The sequence below is a fragment of the Rhodococcus sp. LMD genome (assembly GCF_056108245.1).
The window spans coordinates 2323108-2335765 of record NZ_CM148557.1; the positions used below are offsets into that span (position 1 = coordinate 2323108).

Genomic DNA, 12658 nt, shown 5'->3' on the forward strand with positions numbered 1-12658 from the left:
ATTCCGTGCCGACGATTCAGGGCTGAAGCTGCGTCACGCCCGCCGGGGGCAGGCCCGCCGCGTACGCGAGCACCTCGCAGAACGCCTCCACGTGCGGGCCGAGTTCACCGGACTGCGCGGTCCACGAGGCCCGCAGCTCGAGCTGATGCGCTCGGGCCGGGCCGGCGATGTCACCGAAGCGCACCGAACTCGTCGACGTCACGGTGCCGCCGAGCGCCGTCAGCGGCTCGCCGTGCGCGTCGAGGGCATCGACCAGCCAGCTCCAGGCCACCTCCGGAAGCAGGGGATCGGCAGCCAGCGAGGCGTCCACGTCCGCCTGGATGTAGGCGACGAGCCGCATGGTGCCGTTCCAGGCCTCGTCGCCGTCCGGATCGTGCAGCAGGATCAGCCTGCCGAACGCGTCGCCCTCCGACTGCTCGGGCACCAGATCGGTGTCCGGATGAAGCACCTCCGCGCCCAGCGCGTAGCTGTACGGAGCCAGCCGCTGCGGCGGCCGGATCGGACCCACCTCGATTTCCGGCCGCACGGTGGCCGCGTTCATCGAGTCGATGGCCGCGCGGAACTGAGCCGGCTCGGCGGGCGAGGTGGTCACGACTGCGGACGTTAGACCGGGTGACCGGGGCCACGCGGGAGGCGCGCCGATTCCGGAGGGGTGGCCGGACGTGGCAGCATGGGCGGCGACCCGTGCCCCTGGACGAACGAGGATCGATGACCGGCCTGGAGAACACGAACGTCGGCTCCACCCCGCGTGTGGAGTACCCGACGCGGCGCCAGCTCCCGCAGGCGCCCCTGCTCGCCGCCGCGCGGGGACTCGAGCCGGCACACCGGCCCGTGTGGTTCATGCGACAGGCCGGTCGCTCGCTTCCCGAGTACCGGGAGATCCGGGCGAACATCGGCATGCTCGAGTCCTGCTTCGATCCCGAGCTGGTGTGCGAGATCACCCTGCAGCCGGTGCGCCGTCATCGCGTCGATGCTGCGATCCTGTTCTCGGACATCGTAGTTCCGCTCAAGGCCGCGGGGATCGACCTCGACATCGTGGCCGGGACCGGACCGGTGATCGCCGACCCCGTGCGCACCGCGGCGGACGTGGCGAAGCTGCCGATCCTCGAGCACGACGAGGTCGGTGCCGTCGCACGGGCGGTCGGGCTGCTCACCCGCGAGCTCGGCGACGTCCCGCTCATCGGTTTCGCCGGGGCGCCGTTCACCCTCGCCTCCTACCTCGTCGAGGGCGGTCCCAGCCGCAACCACGAGCGCACCAAGGCCCTCATGCACGCCGAGCCGCGCACGTGGCACGCCCTCCTGGGGCGGCTCGCCGACATCACGATCGCGTTCCTGCAGGCCCAGCTGCACGCCGGCGTCGACGCGGTCCAGCTGTTCGACTCGTGGGCGGGCGCGCTGTCGCTGGCCGACTACCGCGAGTTCGTGCTGCCCCACTCGGAACGGGTGTTCGCCGAGGTCGAATCCGCCGGCGTGCCGCGCATCCACTTCGGCGTCGGCACCGGCGAGCTGCTCGGCGCGATGGGTGAGGCCGGCGCCGACGTGGTCGGCGTGGACTGGCGGGTGCCGCTGGACGTCGCCGCCACCCGGGTGGGGGCCGGAAAGGCCTTGCAGGGCAACCTCGATCCCGCGATCCTGTTCGCCGGACCCGACGTCGTCCAGGCAGAGGTGCGGCGCATCGTCGCCGAGGGGGACCGCGCCCGCGCCGCGGGAGCCACCGGGCACATCTTCAACCTCGGGCACGGTGTCCTCCCGGACACCGACCCGGACGTCCTCACCGCGGTCGTCGACCTGGTGCACTCGTTGTGAGCGGTACGCCGAGCGTCGCCGTCGTCGGGGGCGGCATCACCGGGCTCGTCGCGGCGTACCGGCTCCGTCGCCTGCTCGGCGCGCACGCCCGGATCGTCCTGCTCGAGGGCGCCGATCGGCTCGGCGGAAAGCTGCACACGGTGCCGCTCGCCGGCGATCCGGTCGACGTGGGAGCGGAAGCGTTCATCGGTCGCCGCCCCGAGGTCCCGGCGCTGCTCGCGGAGCTGGGCCTGAGCGACCGGATCGTCCACCCGTCCGGGGCCCGGCCGCTGATCTACGCCGGCGCCGCGCTGCACCCGCTGCCCGGCGGCACCCTGATGGGGATCCCCGCCGACGCCGGGGCGCTCACCGGTCTCGTCGACACCGAGACCCTTGCGCGAATCGCCGCCGAGCCCACCGTTCCGCTGCACTGGGACCGCACCCGCGACGTCTCGGTGGCCGACCTGGTGACCGCCCGGTTCGGCGAGCAGGTGGTGCGCCGCTCCGTCGACCCCCTCCTCGGCGGCGTCTACTCCGGGCTCTCGGACACCGCAGGCGTGCGGGCCACCCTGCCGGCTCTGGCCGCAGCCCTCGACGCGGGGGCCCCGAGCCTGAGCGAGGCGGTCGTCCGAGCCCTGCCCGAGCCCTCGGACACACCCGTGTTCGGCACCCTGCGCGACGGCTACGGCACGTTGCTCGACGCGCTCGAGAAGGCGGTCGACGCCGAGATCCGGCACGTCACCGCGAGCGGACTGCGCCGCAGCGGCGGCCGCTGGGACCTCGACCCGATCGGGCCCGTGGACGGCGTCGTCCTCGCGGTGCCCGCCGACCGCGCCGCCGAACTGCTCGCCGACGCCGTCCCGGCGGCAGCCGCCCAGGCGGCCCGGATCCCGCTCGCATCGTCGGCGGTGGTCGCGCTGGCACTGCCGGACGGTGCCGCACTGCCGCAGAACTCGGGGATCCTCGTGGCCACCGGCGAGGATCTGTCCGCCAAGGCGTTCACCCTGTCGAGCCGCAAGTGGCCCCACCTGGCCGGGCGCGACGTCGCGCTGGCCCGCGCATCGTTCGGCCGCTACGGCGAGGCCGCGATCGTCGACGCACTCGACGACGAGCTGATCGCCCGCGCGCGCATCGACCTCGCCACCGTCACCGGTGTCACCGACGAGCCCGTGGCCGCGTTCGTCCAGCGCTGGCACGGGGGCCTGCCGCAGTACCGGGCCGGGCACCTCGACATCGTCGCGGCGCTCGAGGACGCGGTCGCCGCCGTCGACGGCCTCGAGGTCGCCGGCGCGATGCTCCACGGCGTGGGTGTGCCGGCATGTGTCGCATCAGGCACGACGGCCGCGACGCGCCTGGCAACCCGAGTGGCAGGATGAGCGGTATGGCACGTCTCGACTACGACAAGCTCAATTCCACCCTGCGCTACGCGATGTTCTCGGTGTTCCGGGTCCAGCCCGGTGCCCTCGGCGACGACCGCTCCGCGGCGATCGAGGACGCCCAGAAGTTCTTCGCGGCCTACGACGGCACCGATCTGGTCGTGCGCGGCATCTACGACGTCGCCGGGGTGCGCGCCGACGCCGACTTCATGATCTGGACGCACGCCGAGCGACTCGAAGATCTGCAGAAGCTCTACGCCGATTTCCGCCGGACCACCGTCCTCGGCCGCACCACCACCCCGGTGTGGTCGAACGTGTGCCTGCACCGGCCGGCCGAGTTCAACAAGAGCCACCTGCCCGCCTTCATCGCCGGTGAGGAACCCGGCAACTACGTCTGCGTCTACCCGTTCGTGCGGTCGTACGAGTGGTACCTGCTCCCCGACGCCGAACGCCGCCAGATGCTCGCCGACCACGGCAAGGCCGCGCGCGGCTACCCGGACGTGCGGGCCAACACCGTGCCCGCGTTCGCCCTCGGCGACTACGAGTGGATCCTCGCATTCGAAGCCCCCGAACTCGATCGCATCGTCGACCTCATGCGCGACCTGCGTGCCACCGAGGCCCGCATGCACGTCCGGGAGGAGACCCCGTTCTTCACCGGACCGCGCGTCGACCTCGAGACGCTGATCACCGCGCTGCCCTGACGCCCGCCGTCACCCCCCGGAGACGCCGCCCTTGCGCGGACTCCGGGGGCGCCGTCGGCTCGCCGGAAGGACGCGGTGCACCCCCTGGCAGACTGTGCACCATGAGTTCTCGGCCCGTGCGGTACCAGCACATGGCGCACTGGGGGATGTTCGAGGTCGAGACGCACGAGGGCGATGTCAGCGCCGTGCATCCCTTCCGCGGCGACGCCGATCCGTCACCGTTTCTCGACAATGCCGTCGGCTCGGTGCGGCACCGCTCGCGGGTCGCGGGACCGGCGGTGCGCCGGGGCTGGCTCGAGCACGGACCGGGGCCGAGCGATCGCCGCGGCGACGACGAATTCGTCGCGGTGTCCTGGGACGAGCTGACCGAACTGCTGGCCGGCGAGCTGCAGCGCGTGATCGACGCGCACGGCAACCGGGCGATCTTCGGCGGTTCGTACGGGTGGTCGTCGCCGGGCCGGTTCCACCACGCGCAGAGTCAGGTGCATCGCTTCCTGAAGATGCTCGGCGGCTACACCCGCTCGGTGCACAGCTATTCGCTCGGTGCGACCGGCGTGATCATGCCGCGCGTGGTCGGCACGCACTGGAAGCTGTTCGCCCGTGCGACGAACTGGGACGTCATCGCCCGCGACACCGACCTGATGGTGTGTTTCGGCGGGGTGCCGCTCAAGAACACGGCCGTCAACGACGGCGGCACCAGCAACCATCCCACGCGGGGGGCGCTCGACGCTCTGCGCGCCCGCGGCGGGACGGTCGTGTCCGTCAGCCCCCTGCACGACGATCTGCACGGCGCCGCCGAACGCCTCGCGCCGCGACCCGGGACGGACGTCGCGATCATGCTCGCCCTCGCCTACGTGCTCGCCACCGAGGGCCTCGCCGACCGCGACTTCCTCGACCGCTACTGCGTCGGCTACGACAAGTTCGAGGACTATCTGCTCGGCCGCACCGACGGCGTCGCCAAGACACCGCAGTGGGCGGCCGCCCTGTCCGGGCTGTCCGCCGAGACCCTCGCCGCGCTGGCCCGGCGCATGGCCGCCGGCCGCACCCTGATCACCGTCACCTGGTCGCTGCAGCGGGTCCGGTACGGCGAGCAGGCCCCGTGGGCGGGGGTGACCCTCGCCGCGATGCTCGGCCAGATCGGGCTGCCCGGCGGCGGGTTCGGTCACGGCTACGGCTCGATGAACGAACCCGGCATCGCGCCCGTCCCGTACCCGCTCCCGACCCTGTTCCAGGGCGACAATCCGGTCGGTGACCTGATTCCCGTGGCCGCGATCTCCGACCTGCTGCTGCGGCCGGGCCAGGAGTACGACTTCGACGGCCGGCGCCTGACGTACCCCGACATCCGGCTCGTGTACTGGGCCGGCGGCAACCCGTTCCACCACCATCAGGACCTGGGTCGGCTGCGCCGCGCCCTGGCCCGCCCGGACACGATCGTCGTGCACGACCCGTACTGGACGCCGACGGCCAAGCACGCCGACATCGTCGTGCCGTCCACCACATCCCTCGAACGCGAGGATCTCAGCTGCACCCGCAACGACCCGCTGCTGGTCGCGATGCACGCCGCCGCCCCGCGATTCGCCGCCGCCCGCGACGACTACGACACGTTCTCGGCGCTCGCGCACCGTCTCGGCTTCGGGGACCGGTTCACCGAGGGCCGCACGGCGCGGCAGTGGCTCGAGCACCTGTACGAGCAGTGGCGCGGATTCGTCCTCGCCGACGACGCCCGCGTCGAATCCCCTCCGGAGTTCGACGAGTTCTGGGTGCGCGGACACGTGCGGATGCGCACCGAGGACGAGCTGACACTGTTCGAGGAGTTCCGCGCCGACCCCCAGCGCAACCCCCTGCGTACCCCGAGTGGGCGCATCGAGATCTTCTCCGCCGACATCGACGGCTTCGGCTACGACGACTGCGCCGGGCACCCTGCGTGGTTCGAGCCGGAGGAGTGGCTCGGCGGCCCCCGCGCGCAGCACTACCCGCTGCACCTGATCGCGAACCAGCCCAAGACCCGCCTGCACAGCCAGCTCGACCACGGCGGCGTCAGTCAGGCCTCGAAGATCCGCGGGCGCGAACCGATCCGCATGCATCCGGCCGATGCGGCCGCCCGCGGTGTGGCGGGCGGCGACGTCGTGCGGGTGTTCAACGACCGCGGCGCATGCCTGGCCGGCGCCGTCCTCGACGACGGCCTGATGCCCGGGGTGGTGCAGCTGGCCACCGGCGCCTGGTACGACCCGCTCGATCCGGCCGATCCCGGCTCGATGTGTGTGCACGGAAATCCCAACGTGCTCACCGCCGACGTGGGCACCTCGAGTCTGGCCCGCGGCTGCACGGGCCAGCACGCGCTCGTGCAGATCGAACGCTTCGACGGGGACCTGCCGCCGATCCGCGCCTACGACCCGCCGGTGATCCGCACCCGCTGAGGCGGGGTACCTGCCCGAGCCACCCGGGTACCTGCGGGCCGAGCGACGGTATCCGTCGCTACCCGGGAGATGGACGATGCGTCGGTCGGAGCCGGGCCCGGCGGTCACAACCCCAGCGAGCGCTGCACCTCCCGCAACGTCTGCGCCGACGCCCGCAACCCGGCGGCCTCGTCGGGCGAGAGGGGGATCTCGAGTACCCGGCCGGCGCCGCGGCCGTCGACGATCGTCGGCAGCGACAGGCACACCCCTTCGATCCCGTGCACGCCGCGCTGCAGCGTCGAGACCGGCAGCACCCGGTGCTGATCCCGCAGCACCGCCTCCACGATGCGGGCGGTGGACAGGCCGATGGCCAGGTTGGTGGCGCCTTTGCCCTGGATGATCTCGTACGCGCTGCGCATCACCCGGGTGGAGATCTGCTCGCGGACCGCGGCGTCGAACACCGCCGCTCCGTGCTCGTCGCGGTACTCGGTGGCCGGAACCCCACCCACCGTCGCGCTCGACCACAGGGTGATCTCCGAATCGCCGTGCTCGCCGACGATGAGGGCGTGCACGTTCTCCACCGCGACGCCGACGTGCTGCGCGACGAGGAAGCGCAACCGTCCCGAGTCGAGGACCGTGCCGGACCCGAGGATCTGCCCGTCGGGGGCGTCCGTTGCGCGGATCGCCGCATACGTCACCACGTCGACCGGGTTGCTGACGAACAGCACCACCGCCTCGGGGGAGAGCGCGAGCAGCGCCGGTGTGAGTTCCCGGACGATGCGCACGTTCGCTGCCGCCAGCTCGAGCCGTGACTGGCCCGGCTTCTGCTTGGCGCCCGCCGTCACGACGATCAGATCGGAGCCGGCGGTGACGGCGAGGTCGTCGGCGCCGTCGATGCGGCACGCGGGGGCGAACTGGGTGCCGTGGTTCAGGTCGAGCACCTCGGCCCGCACCTTGTCGGTGTTCGGATCGAACAGGGCCAGCGAATCCGCCGAGCCCCGGATCAGGCATGCGTAGGCGACGGCGGTGCCGACGCTGCCGGCGCCGACGATCGAAACCTTGGACTTGGACGCACGGGTCGTCGACATGGATTCGATCGTCGTCGCTCCGCGCTCGATCCGCACCCCGACGGTGCAGCCGTTAGCCTTCGCATCATGAACGTTCAACCGTTCGACGCCGTGCTGTTCGACTTCTCCGGCACGTTGTTCCGGCTCGAGGAGGACGAATCCTGGCTGGCCGACCTCACCGACGAGCGGGGCGAGCCCTTCGACGTGCACCGGCAGGCCGAGCTGATGCGCCGGATGACCGCCCCCACCGGTCAGCCCGTCGAGATGGACGCCGCCGAGCATCACGCCTGGATCAACCGCGACCGCGACCCCCGCTGGCACCGGGACGCATACCTGACGGTGCTGCGCCGTTCCGGAGTCGCCGACGAGGGGCAGGCCCTCGGCCTGTACACCAAGCTGACCGATCCGCGCTGCTGGACGGTCTACCCGGACACGGTGCCGGTGATCGAGGCGCTCGCCGGCGAGGGCCTCGCGGTGGCCGTGCTGAGCAACATCGCCTTCGACATCCGGCCGGCGTTCGCGGCGCTCGGTATCGACGATCTGGTGTCGGAGTTCGTGCTTTCCTTCGAAGTCGGCGCGGTCAAACCGGAGCCGGAGATCTTCCGGCACGCGACCGCGGCGCTCGGGGTGTCCCCGGAGCGCACCCTGATGGTGGGCGACAGTGAGGAAGCCGACGGTGCGGCCCGCCGCATCGGCTGCTCCTTCGCCCTCGTCGAGCCGCTGCCCACCGCCGAGCGTCGCCGCGGACTGTGGCGCGCGTTGTTCGCGGCGGGCCTCAGTCCCTCGGAACCAGGCGCAGGGAGATCGAGTTGATGCAGTACCGCTGATCCGTCGGAGTCGGGTACCCCTCGCCCTCGAACACGTGCCCGAGATGGCTGTGGCAGGACGCGCACAGTACCTCCACCCGGCGCATGCCGAGGGACGTGTCGGAGCGCAGGATCACCGCGTCACTCGACGCCGGGTCGAAGAACGAGGGCCACCCGCAGTGCGAATGGAACTTCTCGGTGCTGCGGAACAGTTCGGCTCCGCAGGCGCGGCACTCGTACACACCCTCGGTCTCCGTGTCGGTGTATTCGCCGACGAAGGGCCGCTCGGTGCCGGCCTGCCGCAGCACCGCGTACTCCGCGGGGGTGAGGCGGGCGCGCCATTCGTCGTCGCTGCGGGATACCTTCGGCGCGGGTTCGGTCGGGACAGCGTCAGCCATGAACTCCACGCTAGCCGTCACCGCGGTTCGTCGCCACGAGCTCGCCCTGCGGTGCGGGCTCGTGTGCCGGCAACAGGAACGACGGTTCGATGCCGTCCGCCAGCCGGCCCTCCCGCCGGGCGGCCAGATAGCGGTCGAGCAGCACGGCGAAGATCACGATGAGCAGCAGCGACCACCCGAACGTCGTCTTCATGTACTCGGCGGCGCGCCCGGCCTCCGGCCACCGCCCCGACAGCCAGCTGTCGTAGCTCATGAAGCCGTAGACCGCCAGCCAGGCCGGCCAGTTCCGCATCACCGAATTGGGCAACACGACCGTCATCAGCAACGGGAACAGCATCATCGAGTAGTACATCTGGCCGAGCGAACCGAGCAGGAACGACGCGGTGAGCAACACCCCCGTGCTCGTGCCGACGAAGAAGAGCTCGTCGTGGCGGCAGTACCGGTACAGCAGCCACAGCGAGACGACGACCATGAGGCCCAGGACGACGCGCAGCCCGAGGATCAGCCACGCCGGCAGGCCGTAGTACATGCCGTTGCCGACGATGGCGCTGTTGAAGTAGTCGCGTGCCTCGAACAGGTACGGCGTGGTGCGCTCGACGAACGCCCAGGCGTCCACCGAGAGCGGCCACGCGACGAGCGTCAGGCCGAGCGGCACCGCCGCGGCAGTGGCGAACACCTTCCACTGCCGGCGCACGAACGGAATCAGCAGCAGGGGCGCGAGGATCGGTTTGACCGCGAACGTCAACCCGATCGCGACGCCCGCCCACAGATCGCGCCGGCTCAGCAACAGCGTCAGGAAGGCGACCTCGCCGAGCAGGACGAGGCCGTTGATGTTGGTGAAGACCAGGGTGTTCGTCACCGTCTCGGAACTGAACGCCGCCAACAGGAGGATCGGGGCGAGCACCGAGTCGAGACCGTAGCCGAACATTCGCAGCAGCAGGTACAGCGCCACGATGATCGCGATCGCGTTGGCGATGATGAACAGCCACCGGGAGCGTTCGGGGTCGATCACCGCGATCGGGGAGATCAGCAACGTCCCGGACGGGGGGTACAGATAGTGCGGGTCCACCCACTCGAAGTTCGCCGTGTACACCGGCCGGCGGTTGAGAAACGCCAGGGCCGCGTTGTAGACGGGAGTGAAGTCGTCGGTGCGGAATCCGTTGACGGCTTTGACCACCACACGGTGCAGCACCGTGAGCACGGCCAACGGCCACACCACGCACTTGACCACCTCCGCGGTGGTGCGGGCGGTGCGGGGCTCGAGGCGGCTGAGGAACACTACGGCACGGTACACCGAGAGCCGGGAGCGGCCGCCCACCGTCCCCACCCGACGGCGCCGGGCCCGGGACGCGGCGCACGCTGATTCACGCCGGGCACAGGCTGCCGTTCGGCGGCAGGGCACCGGTGTCGAGGTAGGCCGCCAGGCGTGCCTGGACGCAGCCGGAGTGCAGGACCGCGGAGTATCCGGCACCCTGCCAGGACAGCGCCGCCCACCGGGCCGAGACGGCGGTGAGGGCGCCGGTGACCGACTCGAGGCCCGCGCTGCCGACGAGCGGATCGGCGGCACCCGTCGTCACCAGCACGGGTACGCGCACCTCCGGCGGCAGCGGCGGTGTCGGCATGCTCGGCCAGGCGCTGCACGCGGTGAGACCGACCGCGCTGTCGCCGCCGAACAGGGGGTAGTTCGCCGACCAAGTTCGCTGCAGCTCGGTGGCCCGGGCCGTCGTGGGCCATCGCTGACCGTCGCTGCAGCGGGAGACGAACTGCCCGTCGGACGACAGCACGGCCTCGGCGGCGCCGACGAGTTCGAGCATCGGCGTCACGTCTCCCGCACCGGCGGCGGACAGAGCGTCGGACAGCTCGCGGACCCGGGCCTGCGCGTCGCTGCGGGGGGTTCCCAGAAACCACGTCACCGCGGTGAGCAGGGCGTTCGACGAGAGCGGTGCAAGAGCGCCGGTCGCGGCGCGGGCGTGCAGGTCTTCGAGCGCGGCCCGCGGGTCCGGCCCCAGCGAGCACGCCAGCGCGACGCACTGGCGGGCGAACGCGTCGACCGCCGACTCCGCGCCGCGCACCCGGCTCTCGGCCAGCAGTTCGGCGTCGGCCGTCGCGGCGGCGGGGGAGTCGAGGACGAGGCGGCCGAGGGTGGTCGGGTACTTCGACGCGTAGGCGAGGGCGACCGTGGCGCCGTTGCCGATGCCGAGCACGCCGATCCGATCGACGCCCCACGTGGTTCGCAGCTGCTCGAGATCGTCGGCGGCGTGGGCGGCGTCGAACAGCAGTTCCTGCGGCTGCAGGTAGTCGGTGCATGCGATGGTGGCCTGCCGCCCGAGTTCGGCGACCCGCTCCGGACCGTCGCCGGTGCGGCCGAACTGTCCGTGGTCGGCCAGGGCGCGCCGGTCCGCTCCGAAGATGCACTCGATCGGCTGGGAGGCGCCGAGGCCGCGCCGATCCACCGCGATGATCGGCCGGGAGGCCACGAGTTCGGCGAGCGAGCCGGTCGACAGTGCGGCCAGCGCCCCCGAGGAGGGCATGTCCGCGCCCGTCGTCATGACGAGCGGGGCCGCATCGGTGGGAGTCTGTGCCAGCCGGGCGCGCAGCACGTCGAGCGGAAACGAACCCGGCACGGTGCCTGTGGCGTCGATCGCAGCGGGAAGCTGGGCGCATTCGAGGACGAGACCGGTGGGTCCCGGCGGCAGCTGCTGGGCGGCGAGGGTGTCGGCGGTGCAGTCGCGCCAGTCCAGGTCCCGGGCCGGCACCGGTAGCTCCGGGGCGAGGGCCGGATCCTCGCCGGTGGGAGTGGACCGGCCGTCCGCCTCCTGCACCACCGCGACGTCGGGGCGTACCGAAGGGCCCGCCCCGCACGCGGCGGTCATCGTTCCGAGCACGACGATGCCCACGGTGAGCACACGGGTTCTGCGCATGCGCACAGCCTGCCAGGTCGGTGCGCGGGCCCGCGCACGTGACCGGATCGTCCGATCCGCCGGATGTGACGATCAGGTGTACGTGGTGTGAAGTAGGTCGCAATCTGCCCCGGGTGTACCGGTCGCCTCGAGCGACGGCCCTACCCTGGAGAAATGCACGAACGTCTCGTCGATCGCAATCCCGTGGTGCCGTCCGACCAACTGGTGGCCCAGATGGTTCCGCCCGCGATGTTCGACGACGTGAGCTTCGCGTCCTACATCCCCGATCCGAACGAGCCGAGCCAGGCGACCGCTGTCGCGACGGCGGAGGAGTTCGCCCACAAGATCGCGAAGATCCGGGGTGGCGGCCGGCGCGGCCTGTTCGGACGGAAGGCGCCGTCCACCGGCGCCGGTCTCTACCTCGACGGCGGCTTCGGCGTCGGCAAGACCCACCTGCTGGCCTCGATCTTCCACGCGGCGCCGTCGCCGAAGGCGTTCGGCACCTTCGTGGAGCTGACCCACGTCGTCGGCGCTCTCGGCTTCAACAAGGCCGTCGAGGAGCTGTCCGGCCACAGCGTGCTGTGCATCGACGAGTTCGAGCTCGACGACCCGGGCGACACGATGCTGGTCTCCCGCCTGCTGACCGAACTCTCGGCGCGGGGCGTGTCCATCGTCGCCACGTCCAACACCCTGCCCGGGCAGCTGGGAGAGGGGCGATTCGCGGCGCAGGACTTCCTGCGCGAGATCAAGAAGCTCGCCTCGATCTTCGAGACCATCCGCGTGGACGGCCCCGACTACCGCCATCGCGACCTGCCGCCGGCCCCGGACCCGATCAGCTCCGAGGAGCTGATCGATCGCGCCGATGCGGTCCCCGGCGCCACCCTCGACGACTTCGACGAGCTGTGCGCGCACCTGAGCACGCTGCATCCGTCCCGGTACGGCAAGCTCGTCGAGGGCGTCGCGGCCGTCTTCCTCAACGGGGTTCATGCCGCCCACGACCAGTCCGTGGCGCTGCGTCTGGTGGTGCTCGCCGACCGGCTCTACGACGCGAGCATTCCGGTGACCGTCGCCGGCGCGAAGCTGGACGAGATCTTCACCGACGAGATGCTCGCCGGCGGCTACCGCAAGAAGTACCTGCGTGCGACCTCGCGCCTGTTGGCGCTGTCGCGGTTCGAGACCGCCGCCAGCTGAGTCGGGTTCCCGGCTGCCCCCGCCGCAGGCGGGGTCCG

11 protein-coding genes are annotated in these 12658 nt (G+C 71.6%); 6 read left to right on the plus strand and 5 right to left on the minus strand.

The window, feature by feature from the left end:
• Positions 1-16: 16 nt before the first annotated feature.
• Positions 17-592 (minus strand): DUF3000 domain-containing protein, encoded by a 576-nt coding sequence (locus ACWPQI_RS10875; protein WP_017681358.1) that lies wholly within the window; start codon positions 590-592, stop codon positions 17-19.
• A gap of 116 nt (positions 593-708) precedes the next feature.
• On the opposite strand from ACWPQI_RS10875, the gene hemE reads away from it, so the two are divergent.
• From hemE to ACWPQI_RS10895, 4 genes are all read left to right on the plus strand, one after another.
• On the plus strand, positions 709-1806 hold the full coding sequence (hemE, locus tag ACWPQI_RS10880) for a uroporphyrinogen decarboxylase (protein ID WP_010592567.1): 1098 nt from the start codon (positions 709-711) through the stop codon (positions 1804-1806).
• Complete coding sequence (locus ACWPQI_RS10885; protein WP_474738797.1) at positions 1803-3161, plus strand: protoporphyrinogen oxidase; 1359 nt, start codon at positions 1803-1805, stop codon at positions 3159-3161. Before hemE ends, ACWPQI_RS10885 begins: the two co-directional genes overlap by 4 nt.
• A 5-nt stretch (positions 3162-3166) precedes the next feature.
• Positions 3167-3862 (plus strand): hydrogen peroxide-dependent heme synthase, encoded by a 696-nt coding sequence (gene hemQ, locus ACWPQI_RS10890; RefSeq protein ID WP_010592565.1) that lies wholly within the window; start codon positions 3167-3169, stop codon positions 3860-3862.
• Positions 3863-3963: 101 nt separating this feature from the next.
• A complete protein-coding gene (locus ACWPQI_RS10895) occupies positions 3964-6279 on the plus strand; it encodes a molybdopterin-dependent oxidoreductase (RefSeq protein ID WP_040271159.1) in 2316 nt (771 codons plus the stop codon).
• Between the two features lie 104 nt (positions 6280-6383).
• On the opposite strand, the gene ACWPQI_RS10900 is transcribed toward ACWPQI_RS10895, so the two are convergent.
• A complete protein-coding gene (locus ACWPQI_RS10900; RefSeq protein ID WP_026137915.1) occupies positions 6384-7346 on the minus strand; it encodes an L-lactate dehydrogenase in 963 nt (320 codons plus the stop codon).
• Between the two features lie 66 nt (positions 7347-7412).
• On the opposite strand from ACWPQI_RS10900, the gene ACWPQI_RS10905 reads away from it, so the two are divergent.
• The gene (locus ACWPQI_RS10905; RefSeq protein WP_010592562.1) at positions 7413-8138 is read left to right on the plus strand and encodes an HAD family hydrolase; all 726 of its coding nucleotides are present in this window, start codon (positions 7413-7415) and stop codon (positions 8136-8138) included.
• On the opposite strand, the gene msrB is transcribed toward ACWPQI_RS10905, so the two are convergent.
• From msrB to ACWPQI_RS10920, 3 genes are read right to left on the minus strand one after another with little or no spacing between them, the layout of a single operon-like run.
• Positions 8101-8529 (minus strand): peptide-methionine (R)-S-oxide reductase MsrB, encoded by a 429-nt coding sequence (msrB, locus tag ACWPQI_RS10910; RefSeq protein WP_040271349.1) that lies wholly within the window; start codon positions 8527-8529, stop codon positions 8101-8103. The genes ACWPQI_RS10905 and msrB overlap by 38 nt on opposite strands.
• A gap of 10 nt (positions 8530-8539) precedes the next feature.
• Positions 8540-9847 (minus strand): glycosyltransferase family 87 protein, encoded by a 1308-nt coding sequence (locus ACWPQI_RS10915; protein WP_010592560.1) that lies wholly within the window; start codon positions 9845-9847, stop codon positions 8540-8542.
• Positions 9848-9893: 46 nt separating this feature from the next.
• Positions 9894-11450, minus strand: coding sequence for an alpha/beta hydrolase (locus ACWPQI_RS10920; protein ID WP_474738798.1), 1557 nt, complete (start codon positions 11448-11450; stop codon positions 9894-9896).
• 153 nt (positions 11451-11603) lie between these two features.
• Between ACWPQI_RS10920 and zapE the strand changes: the two genes are divergently transcribed.
• Complete coding sequence (gene zapE, locus ACWPQI_RS10925) at positions 11604-12620, plus strand: cell division protein ZapE (protein WP_474738799.1); 1017 nt, start codon at positions 11604-11606, stop codon at positions 12618-12620.
• The last annotated feature ends 38 nt before the right edge of the window (positions 12621-12658 follow it).

Coding starts and splice junctions, on each gene's coding strand:
- hemE (WP_010592567.1), top strand. CDS start 709: ATGACCGGCCTGGAGAACACGAACGTCGGCTCCACCCCGCGTGTGGAG.
- hemQ (WP_010592565.1), top strand. CDS start 3,167: ATGGCACGTCTCGACTACGACAAGCTCAATTCCACCCTGCGCTACGCG.
- ACWPQI_RS10895 (WP_040271159.1), top strand. CDS start 3,964: ATGAGTTCTCGGCCCGTGCGGTACCAGCACATGGCGCACTGGGGGATG.
- ACWPQI_RS10900 (WP_026137915.1), bottom strand. CDS start 7,346: ATGTCGACGACCCGTGCGTCCAAGTCCAAGGTTTCGATCGTCGGCGCC.
- ACWPQI_RS10905 (WP_010592562.1), top strand. CDS start 7,413: ATGAACGTTCAACCGTTCGACGCCGTGCTGTTCGACTTCTCCGGCACG.
- msrB (WP_040271349.1), bottom strand. CDS start 8,529: ATGGCTGACGCTGTCCCGACCGAACCCGCGCCGAAGGTATCCCGCAGC.
- ACWPQI_RS10920 (WP_474738798.1), bottom strand. CDS start 11,450: ATGCGCAGAACCCGTGTGCTCACCGTGGGCATCGTCGTGCTCGGAACG.
- zapE (WP_474738799.1), top strand. CDS start 11,604: ATGCACGAACGTCTCGTCGATCGCAATCCCGTGGTGCCGTCCGACCAA.